The sequence below is a fragment of the Streptomyces sp. NPDC004732 genome, from assembly GCF_040609235.1.
Lineage (GTDB): Bacteria > Actinomycetota > Actinomycetes > Streptomycetales > Streptomycetaceae > Streptomyces.
The window spans coordinates 263,267-272,997 of the sequence record NZ_JBEXJR010000003.1 but is presented as its reverse complement, the minus strand read 5'-3'; the positions used below and the strand labels follow the sequence as shown (position 1 = coordinate 272,997).

The 9,731-nt window shown below is 70.2% G+C and carries 8 protein-coding genes; all 8 read left to right on the top strand.

Annotated elements, in window-relative coordinates:
• The first annotated feature begins 564 nt into the window (after nucleotides 1-564).
• The 8 genes from ABZV77_RS10355 to ABZV77_RS10320 all read left to right on the top strand — a co-directional run bounded on the left by ABZV77_RS10355 (nucleotide 565) and on the right by ABZV77_RS10320 (nucleotide 9,729).
• On the top strand, nucleotides 565-1,236 hold the full coding sequence (locus ABZV77_RS10355; protein WP_356253120.1) for a response regulator transcription factor: 672 nt from the start codon (nucleotides 565-567) through the stop codon (nucleotides 1,234-1,236).
• Nucleotides 1,237-1,641: 405 nt separating this feature from the next.
• Entirely contained in the window at nucleotides 1,642-3,165 is a 1,524-nt protein-coding gene (locus ABZV77_RS10350) for a condensation domain-containing protein (protein ID WP_356253117.1), read from the top strand.
• A gap of 544 nt (nucleotides 3,166-3,709) precedes the next feature.
• Nucleotides 3,710-5,134 (top strand): aldehyde dehydrogenase family protein, encoded by a 1,425-nt coding sequence (locus tag ABZV77_RS10345; RefSeq protein ID WP_356253114.1) that lies wholly within the window; start codon nucleotides 3,710-3,712, stop codon nucleotides 5,132-5,134.
• A complete protein-coding gene (locus ABZV77_RS10340; RefSeq protein WP_356253112.1) occupies nucleotides 5,131-5,676 on the top strand; it encodes a nucleoside 2-deoxyribosyltransferase in 546 nt (181 codons plus the stop codon). The genes ABZV77_RS10345 and ABZV77_RS10340 overlap by 4 nt, the downstream gene beginning before the upstream one ends.
• Complete coding sequence (locus ABZV77_RS10335) at nucleotides 5,673-6,608, top strand: dihydroorotate dehydrogenase (RefSeq protein ID WP_356253109.1); 936 nt, start codon at nucleotides 5,673-5,675, stop codon at nucleotides 6,606-6,608. The genes ABZV77_RS10340 and ABZV77_RS10335 overlap by 4 nt, the downstream gene beginning before the upstream one ends.
• Before the next feature lies 1 nt (nucleotide 6,609).
• Complete coding sequence (locus tag ABZV77_RS10330; RefSeq protein WP_356253106.1) at nucleotides 6,610-7,401, top strand: creatininase family protein; 792 nt, start codon at nucleotides 6,610-6,612, stop codon at nucleotides 7,399-7,401.
• A gap of 38 nt (nucleotides 7,402-7,439) precedes the next feature.
• Complete coding sequence (locus ABZV77_RS10325; protein WP_356253103.1) at nucleotides 7,440-8,744, top strand: nucleotide sugar dehydrogenase; 1,305 nt, start codon at nucleotides 7,440-7,442, stop codon at nucleotides 8,742-8,744.
• Entirely contained in the window at nucleotides 8,737-9,729 is a 993-nt protein-coding gene (locus tag ABZV77_RS10320; protein ID WP_356253100.1) for an NAD-dependent epimerase/dehydratase family protein, read from the top strand. The genes ABZV77_RS10325 and ABZV77_RS10320 overlap by 8 nt, the downstream gene beginning before the upstream one ends.
• Nucleotides 9,730-9,731 lie beyond the last annotated feature (2 nt).

The following is a 9,731-nucleotide window of genomic DNA, read 5'->3' as shown; positions in this document are numbered from 1 at the left end:
CGCCAATGTGAATTCGATTTGGCCGGAAGTGGAGTGCCTGTGGAGTTGGTCGTCGCCCGCGGTCGCCTTCACGCGCAGCGAGGTGGCGTGATCGAAGCCGTCTGCGATCAGGGGAAGTCGAGGGCCGTCCCTGCTCAGGGGCGTCTTGCTGGGGTTGAGGGTCGGATCTGCGGCGGCGTGGATTGCCCTGGCATGCAAACGGTCCTGGCCGGGTCGTGCCGTGGCATGGAAGCTACTTGTTTTCACCCGAAAAAGAAAGTCCGCTCCGAGTCTGTGCGAATAGCCACGAGTTGAAAATTAAATCACCAGGTGAGGAGGTGTTCGGCCGCCCTTTTCGGGCCGCCCGGCCTGATCGTGGCGCGTCAAGTCGAATGGTTGAAGTCGCTTGAATCGTCTGGGTACTGTGATGAGTGTCCAGTGCTGAAAAGCGCTTGCTACTGCGCATCTATTGCAGGTGTGCGCGGTAGTAGGCCTGCCACGGCCTGCCAGTGGACGGCGCGGGGCGGAGTCAACTCCCCACGTCGGATACGGCCGGGCGAGTGGCGACAGTGAGGAGGAATGCGAGTGAGCCAGACGCTGTGCCACCCCCCGTATCCAGGAGAGCAGCTCGTGGTGACCACTCTCGTGCGCAACGGATTCCTGCAGCTCGGGCTGCGCGCCGCGCTGTCGACGACCCCCTTGGTCAGGGACGTCAGACACTGCGGCGACTGGGGCGAGGTGGAGGAGACTTTAGGCAAGAGCCAGGTCGATGTGCTGTTCCTGCACGAGAAGGACTACAGCCCCGGTCGAGACGTACTCATGGATGCCAGGCGTCGGCGACCGAAGGTGCTGCTTCTCCTCACGAGTACGGACGTGCCTGAAGAAATACTCGCGGCTCCCTCGGTTCCCGATGGATTCCTGGTCGAGAATGAGTTGACCGCCACCGCGGTCGAGGATGCGCTGCAAGGAATAGTGGCGGGCGAGGTACCCATGCCCACCTCCGTCACCCGGGCGCTGCTGAACCGAGTCCGGGAGCCGGAACAGCAGCGTTGGCGCCGCGTCGGCAATCTGACCGGCCGGGAGAACGAAGTGCTGCCGCTGCTCGCCGAAGGGCTGAGCAACAAACAGATAGCCCGGCGCCTCGGCATCTCGAGCCATGGCGTCAAACGCATCGTCGCCAGCCTCCTGCTCAAGCTGGGAGCACCCAACCGGACGGCCGCGGTGGTCACCGCCATACAGAACGGTCTCATCGCCTGACGGTCCTGCCTGCTCGGCGGCCGTGGAGCGCGTGTCGCCGGGCGGGCAGGACCCGCTCCTTTTCCGGAAGTCCGGCCGGTAGTCCGGAAGTCCGTAGGTCGTGCGTTACTGCCTTTTCAAATATCGGGAAATCCGGATGCCGCCTGGCGCGGGGCATGCGGATTTCCCGCATGCATCCGATACTCGTGGTGCCCGAATGATGTGGCAAGCCCCCAGTGGGCGCCCGTTCGGTGCGCCAGATCGGGCAGCCCCACGCGGTGAATTGTGCCCGAACGGTCAGCCCCGAAAGCGCGGGTGCCGTTCGTGCGGAGCCGGCGCTACGGTGAATCCGGGCGGGCAGCCCGCGGGTACTCGACTCACCGAACGTTCGGGCGCGAATCCCGAGCCGGTTCTCCGCGGGGCGTCATGCCGCGCCGGACCCCCGCATCCACCCCCTCCCGCAGCACGCCTCGACGTGCTGGAAAGGACCGCGCCGTGGCCGAATTCGTCCGGCACCGCATCCCCTTCGCTGGACGACGGGCCGTCACCGCGCCCGCCACCTGTGCCCAGCGGCACATATGGAATTTGATGCAGCGTCAATTACCCGACGCAGCCTTCTACGACGTGTGTTTCCCGGTGCCCCTGCGCGGCCACGGCACCACCGAGGACCTGCTCGACGTCTTCGCCGAGCTGCTCGGACGCCACGAGTCGCTGCGCACCGGGTTCCACCGGGACGTGGACGGCGCTCTGGTCCAACAGGTCGTGGACGCGGCGGAGTTCGAGGCCGAGGTGTGGACCCTGCCCCCTGACGGGGACCCGGACAGCGTGCTGCAGGCCTGGGAGCGCAGGATGCGGCACACCGCCTTCGACCCCGGGCAGGCCCCACTGATCCGGTTCATGGTCACCGTCGTCGACGGCGCTCCGGTGCTCGCCGCGTTCTGCGTGTCCCACCTCGCCGTGGACCTGACGTCGGTGCGGCTGCTGGCCGATGAGATGACGCGGCTGCTCGACGCGCGTGCGGCGGGCCGCCCCCTGCCGCCCGCCGTGCCCTCACGGCAGCCCGTCGAGCAGGCGCAGTGGGAGAACTCCCCGCGCGGCCGGGCTCTGCAGGCACGGGCGCATGCCTACTGGTGCCGTCAGCTGGAGAGCGCGCCCGCGACCCTGTTCCCGCCGCGGAACGGATCCGTCGGCGGCGCGGGCGGCCTGGTGGCCCCGGTCCGTTACAGCGCGGGCATGGAGTCCCGCGCGGTGGCGCTCGCGGTCCCGATGGTGGCCAGGCGCTGGCGGGTGAGCACCTCCGTCGTACTCCTGACCGTCGTCGCGCAACTCCTCGGCCGCCGCGCCGGACAGCCGTCGTGCACCCTGCGCCTGCTCACCGCCAACCGCTCGGCCCCGGAACTGCGGGCCACCATCGCGAACCTGCACGCGGAGGTGCCGGTGACGATCGACCTGCAGGGCGACCGGGTCGAGAACGTCGCACGCCGCGCCCTCGCCGCCTGCACCGCCGCGTACGCGAACGGACTCTACGACCCCGACGACGCGGAGGGTCTGATCGCCTCCGCCCGGCGGAACGGGACGCCGGTCGACCTCTCGTACTGCTTCAACGACGTCCGTGAGGAGCAGTCCCTGCCCGACACGGCCGAGGGCCGTGCCACGGTGTCCGGCGCCGACCTGCGGGCCGCGATGGCCGAAACCGTCGTCGGTCCCGATGAGTTCGAGGAGGGCGAGACCTTCTTCATCGTGATCGACGACGAGACGCCGGGCCTGATCCGGCTGGTGCTCAACGCCGACCACCGGGCGCTCACGCCGTCAGAAGTCCACGGATTCCTCAACGACATCGAGCGGTTGCTCGTCGAGTACGCAGAGGGCGCCGAGTCCACCGAGTCCACCGGGGAAACGGAGCCGCGGGTTTCGGCGGGCGGGACGACCGGGCGGGTCGCCAGCGCGTAGGGGGCACAGGCAGCCGTATCGAAGTGCGCCGACCGTCCGGGTTCTGCCCGTCGGTCGGCGCCGCGGCATGCCGTGCCGTTCGGGCACAGGCATGGGAGCAGGTGCAGGTGATACAGGCGTGCAGAGTGGGGTGCCACTCCCGTGCGCACGATGATTCCCGGACCTCACCGTGCCCGCCATGCGCATCGGACCGGGCTTTCGGAGTAGCCGGATGACCATAGCCCAAAGTGGGGGTGTTCGATCACTTGGGTCCCGGCAAGACTGTTCTCAGGGCCGCCCGGATCGATCACGGTTCCGGCAGCGGGATGCCGGACAGTGACCCACGAGGTCCGCCTTCCGGGGACGGCCCGTCCGCGGCTGTTGCACCGCTCTCCCTTCAGCACCCTCCCCTCCTCAGCGCCCTCCTCCCTTCAGCCGCTCCCCTTTTGACGCTGCTGCCCCATCAGCCCCACCCCCCTCTTCAGCTCCCCCCCTCTTCCTCAGCTCCGCTCTCTCTTCAGCAGTCGACAACCGCCCCTACGCGACCCCCTCGTGACGGGAACACATGTCCTCATCTGTTGATCAACGCGCCCCCGGAACCGTGCGGTACGGACCGACGCCGGTCGAGAACCCGGCGCTCGGCGAGATCTTCGCCGAGGCCCCGGGGTGCACACCCGAACAGCTCGACACCGTGCTGGACGACGCGGCCCGCGCCTTCCCCGGCTGGGCGGCGACCCCCTTGGCGGAACGCCGCGAACGGCTCCAGTCGTGTCACCGCGCCCTGCTGGCCGCGGTGGGCCCGATGGCCGAACTGCTCACCAGGGAGCAGGGCAAGCCCCTGCAGCACGCCCGGGCCGAAGTCCGCCTGGCGGCCGACTGGTTCGCCAGCACCGCGCGGCTGGAGCTCACGCCGGAGCGGCTGGTCGACGAGCCCACCGCCCGCGTCGGTCTGGAACGCGTGCCGCACGGCGTGGTCGCCGCGATCGCGCCGTCCAACTACCCCATCCTGCTGGCCGTCTGCAAGATCGCCCCCGCGCTCCTCGCCGGAAACACCGTGGTCCTGAAGCCGTCGCCGGACACGCCGATGTCCAGCCTGATGATGGGCCGCATCCTGGGCAAGGTCCTGCCCACCGGCACGTTCGCGGTCGTGGACGGCGACGTCGAGCTCGGTGCGCGGCTGACCGTCCACCCGGCGGTCCGGATGGTCTCCTTCACCGGCTCGGTCGGCGCAGGCCGGGCCATCGCCCGCCAGGCCGCGGCCGACCTCAAACGGGTCGTCCTGGAGCTCGGCGGCAACGACCCGGCCGTCGTACTGCCCGGCACGGACGTCCGGTCCGTCGCACACGATCTGTTCACCAGGTCCATGACCAACAGCGGGCAGTTCTGTGCCGCGGTCAAGCGCGTCTACGCGCCCCGCGCCCAGTACCGCAGGCTCGCCGAAGCCATGGCAGAGGCGGCGAACGCGGCCGTCGTGGGGGACGGCCTCGATCCGGCCACCGAGTACGGCCCGCTCGTCAGCCGGGCCCAGCTGGCACGGGTCGCGGGCATCGTCGACGAAGCCGTGGGGACGGGGGCCGAAGTCCTGGCCGGGGGCCGGGCCCTCGACAGGGCCGGACACTTCTATCCCCCCACCGTCGTCACCGAACTGCCGCCCGGCAGCCGCCTCGAAGAGGAAGAGCAGTTCGGCCCGGTGGTCCCCGTCATCCCGTACGACGACCTGGAGCAGGTGATCGCCCGGGTCAACGCCTCGCCCTACGGCCTCGGCTGCTCCTTCTGGGGCGACGAGGACCGGGCACGGGACCTGGCCGGGCGGCCGGAGTGCGGAACCGTGTGGATCAACACCCACGGCGACCTGCGGCACGACGTGCCGTTCGGCGGTCACCGGCACTCCGGGATCGGCGTCGAGTACGGCGCATGGGGTCTGAACGAGTACACGCAGCTCAAGGTGCATCACATCGCGCTTCGCCAAGCAGATCGGGAGATGTCATGAGTGACAGCACGGTGGTCCGCGTCGACGGCACGGACGGCATAGACCTGACCGGAGTCAAGGTGTTCGTCGGCGGTCCCATCCAGCACGCGATCCGTGAAGACGGATTCCACCAGCCGTTGCAGCATGCGATCGGCGACATCATCGATGCCGTATCGGCCGCGCACGGCACGGTCTTCTCCGCCCACGTCGCCGAGAAGTTCGGCGTGGACACACCCAACTTCTCGCCGGACCAGGTCAGTGTGCGCGACATCGGCTGGATGCGCCGCTGCGACGTGTTCGTACCGGTGCTCCCCGTCGACGGGGCCGGTGAACTGATGCGCACCGACGGCACCCACGTCGAGCTCGGCTGGGCCTCCGCGCTGGGCAAGCCCATCGTCGTCGTCACCCCGCTGCCGATGGCGGTCAACGCGAGCCACCTGCTGCGCGGCCTGCCCTCCGTCGCCGACGTCACCGTCTTCGACCTGGCGGAGGCGCAGGCCCACCCCGTCGAACTGCTCCGGCTGCTCGAGAAGCTGGGCCAGGAAGCCGTGATGGCGCAGTGACGGCTGCCAAGGGCGGGAGCGGCGGCAGCACCTCCGCGCCCGCACCGGTGGAGGTCCTCGGGCTGCGCCTGAAATCCCCCGTCGTCGTGGGCTCCGGTCTGCTCACCGACCAGGAACGCAACATCCGCCGACTCCTCGAGGGCGGGGCGGGGGCCGTGGTCACCAAGACCATCCACCCCACCCCCGGCCCCCCGGGCAACGAACGCCTGCTCCGCCTGCCCACCGGCATGCTCAACAGCACCACGTACTCACGTCGTTCCGTGGACGACTGGTGCACGATGCTGCGCCGGTTCGCCGACGACGACCTGCCGGTGATCACCTCCGTGCACGCGGACTCCCCGGCCGAACTCGCCGATCTGGCCGAGCGCGTGACCGAAGCGGGCAGCAGCGCCCTGGAGCTCGGCATCTCGTGCCTGAACGAGGACGAGGGCGGTCTGACGGACACTCCCGAGCGCGTCGCCGCGTACACCGAGGCGGTGCGGCGCCGCACCCCGGTGCCGTTCAGCGTCAAGCTGGCGATCGGGGAGCGGGTGCGGGAGCGCATCGACGCCGCCACGGCCTCCGGCGCGGACGCGCTCACCCTGAGCGACACCATCTCCGGGCTGGCCGTCGACGCGGACACCGGTGAGGTGCGGCTCGGCGGAGCCTTCGGCTACTCGGGGCCCGGCATCAAACCCCTCGTGCTCGCCGAGATCTTCGGCCTGCGCCGCGACGGGGTGACCGTGCCCGTCATGGCGAGCGGCGGAGTGAAGGACGCCACGGACGTGGCGGAGTACCTGAGCGTGGGAGCCGAGGCAGTCCAGGTCTACACGGTGCTGCACCGCAACATGCACGCCACGCTCCGCGACATCCGCCAGGGCTTCGACGACTGGCTGGCCTCGCGCGGCGGCACGGTGGCCGACCTGGTGGGACGCAGCATCAAGGGGGCATGAGGTGAACGCGACGCGGCAACGCACCACGAACGTACCCCGCTACGGCGACCTGACCAGCGCGCAGGTGCGGCGGGCCGTGCACGACGCCGGAGCCACCCTGGTGTGGCCGGTGGGAGGGCTTGAGCAACACGGCCCCCATCTCCCGCTCTCCGTGGACATGGACATCCCGGACGCCCTGGCCCGGCAGGTGACCGCGGAGCTCGGCGGTCTGCTGCTGCCGGGCCAGCCCTTCTCTGCCAGATCGCTGCCGCAGAGCGGCGGCGGACTGCACTTCCCGGGCACCGTGCACATCGGCGGCGCCCCCTTCATCGACTACCTCACGGAGTGTCTGACCTCCCTCGCCCGCCTCGGCCCCGCCCGGCTCGTCGTCATCAACGGGCACTACGAGAACGAGGGCCTGCTCTTCGAGGCGATCGACGGCTGCGCCCAGGACGCCCTGTTCCCCGACACCGAGGTGCTCGCGTTCAGCTGGTGGAGCCTGGTCGCCGACGACTGGCTCGGCGAGCACATCCCGCACTTCCCGGGCTGGCACGCGGAGCACGCGGGCCTGACCGAGACCAGTCTGATGATGTACCTCCGCCCGGACGTCGTAGGAGCGGACCGCCCCAGCCACGCATCGCCGCCGGCCGCCGGGGTGTACCGGCACCCCGTCGACGTCGACGAGATCTCGAACCAGGGGGTGCTGTCCTCCGCCGTCGGAGCCTCCGCGGAGCTGGGGGAGCGCCTGTTCTGGCACCTGGTCGACGGCGTCGTGGAACTCCTCGGCAAGCCGCCACGGGACGCCTCTCCATGAGCACCACCTTCCCCCGCCACCTCCAGGGAGCTATGTCAATGCCATCGACCAGGCCGTACGAGGAATACGACGTGTGTGTCGTCGGGCAGGGCTACGTCGGCGTCACACTCACCGCCGCCCTGCTGACCACGGGCAGAAGCGTGCTCGGCTACGAGACCAACCCCAAGGTGGCGGACGAACTCGCCCGGGGCGTACTCGAACTGGCCGAGCCGGGCGTCGAGGAGGAGATCAGGGGCGCGGCCGCGAGCGGTGCCTTCGGTGTCACCACCGACGTCGGCGGGCAGAAGCTGCCCCCCGTCGTGATCATCTGCGTCGGCACGCCGATCGAGGCGGGCGGCACCACACCCGATCTGAGCCATCTGCGGGCCGCCACCGAGGCGATCGCGCCGGGCGTCGACGAGAACACCCTGGTCATCGTGCGCAGCACGGTGCCGGTGGGGACCTCGCGGAGCCTGGTGCTGCCCATCCTGAGCGACCGGATCCCCGAACCGCTGCTCGCGTACGCCCCGGAGCGCACCATCCAGGGCCAGGCGCTGGCGGAGCTGCTGTCCCTGCCGCAGATCGTCGGCGGCCTGAGCGACGACGCGGGCAAGCGGGCGGCGGAGGTCTTCGGCACCCTCTCCGACCAGGTGGTGCCCGTCTCCTCGCTGGAGTGCGCCGAACTGGTCAAGCTGGTGTGCAACTGCCACACCGACCTGATCTACGGCTTCGGCAACGAGGTCGCCCTCATCACCGAGAAGCTCGGCCTGGACGCGCGGGAGGTCATCGACTCCGCCAACCTCGACTACCCCAGGCCCACCCTGCACAAGCCCGGCTTCGTCGGCGGCAGTTGCCTCACCAAGGACCCGTACCTGCTGGCCTACTCGGTCGCCGCGTACGACCACACCCCCCAGGTGATCACCGCGGCGCGCACGCTCAACGAGTCGATGCCGCGCCGGGTCGGCGAACGCGTCCTGGCCGCGCTGTGGGAGCAGGGCAAGGACCCGGCCGACGCCACGGTCCTGATCTCCGGCTTCGCCTACAAGGGCCGCCCCGAGACCGACGACCTGCGCGGAGCACCTTACGAAAGGCTGCTGCCGTTCCTCAAGGGCCGGGTCAAGGAGATCGTCGGCCACGACTTCGTGGTGCCCCCGGCCCGCATCGAGTCGCTGGGCGTCCGGCCGGTCCGCCTGACCGAGGGCTTCACCGGCGCGCACGCGGCCATCCTCCTGAACGACCATGCGGGCTACGGCGACGTGGACGCCGCCGACCTGGTGTCGCGCATGGCGGACCCGGCCCTGGTCTACGACACCTGGCGGGTCCTCCCGTCCTCGACGAAGGCGATGAGGCTCGGCCGTGCGTAAGAAGATCCTGATCACCGGAGGAGCGGGCTTCATCGGCCTGCACCTGGCCCGCCGCCTGGCCGCCACCTGCGACGTCACGCTGCTCGACGACTTCAGCAGGGGCCGGTCCGACGGGGAGCTGTCCGAACTGCTCGGTTCCGTCGAGCTCGTCGAGCACGACCTGACCACCCCCGTGCCCGACGGGCTGCTGGGGGACGACTTCGCCGAGGTCTACCACCTGGCGGCCGTCGTCGGTGTCGCGGAGTCCAACGACAACCCCCGGCGGGTGCTGCGCACCAACCTGCTCACCACCGTCCACCTCCTCGACTGGTTCTCCGGGCTGACCGGGGCCACCCTCTGCTTCGCCTCGTCCAGCGAGGCCTACGCGGGCAGCGTCGAGGCCGGTGTCGCGGCCGTCCCCACGGGGGAGGACGTGCCGCTGATGGTCCCCGACCTCACGGTGCCCCGCTCCTCGTACGGCTTCAGCAAGATCACCGGCGAGCTGCTGTGCCGCACCTACGCGCGCACCCACGGCTTCGCCCTGCGCATGGTGCGCTTCCACAACGTCTACGGGCCCCGGATGGGTTACGACCACGTGATCCCGCAGTTCGTCGAGCGGCTCCTCAGCGGCGCGGACCCCTTCGAGATCCACGGCGCCGACCAGACGCGCGCGTTCTGCTACGTCGACGACGCCGTCGACGCCATCACCGCGCTGACCGCCCTGCCCACCAAGGAACCCCTGCTGGTCAACGTCGGCAACGACCAGGAGGAGACCCTCATCGAGGACCTGGCCGGGAAGGTCTTCGACGCCTTGGACCGGCACCCCGCCGTCGACGTCCACCCCGCGCCCCCGCTGTCCCCGGCCCGGCGCCTCCCGGACATCTCCCTGCTGCGCGAACTGACCGACTACCGCCCCGCCGTACCGCTGAGCGAGGGGCTGCGCCGCACCTGCGAGTGGTACGCCCGGCACCCCCGGGAGACGGCGGCACGCGGAAGCGGAGCGTGAGC

Bases quoted from the DNA above. Each gene is read 5' to 3' on its own strand.
- ABZV77_RS10350 (WP_356253117.1), top strand. From the start codon at position 1,642: ATGCCGCGCCGGACCCCCGCATCCACCCCCTCCCGCAGCACGCCTCGA.
- ABZV77_RS10345 (WP_356253114.1), top strand. From the start codon at position 3,710: ATGTCCTCATCTGTTGATCAACGCGCCCCCGGAACCGTGCGGTACGGA.
- ABZV77_RS10340 (WP_356253112.1), top strand. From the start codon at position 5,131: ATGAGTGACAGCACGGTGGTCCGCGTCGACGGCACGGACGGCATAGAC.
- ABZV77_RS10325 (WP_356253103.1), top strand. From the start codon at position 7,440: ATGCCATCGACCAGGCCGTACGAGGAATACGACGTGTGTGTCGTCGGG.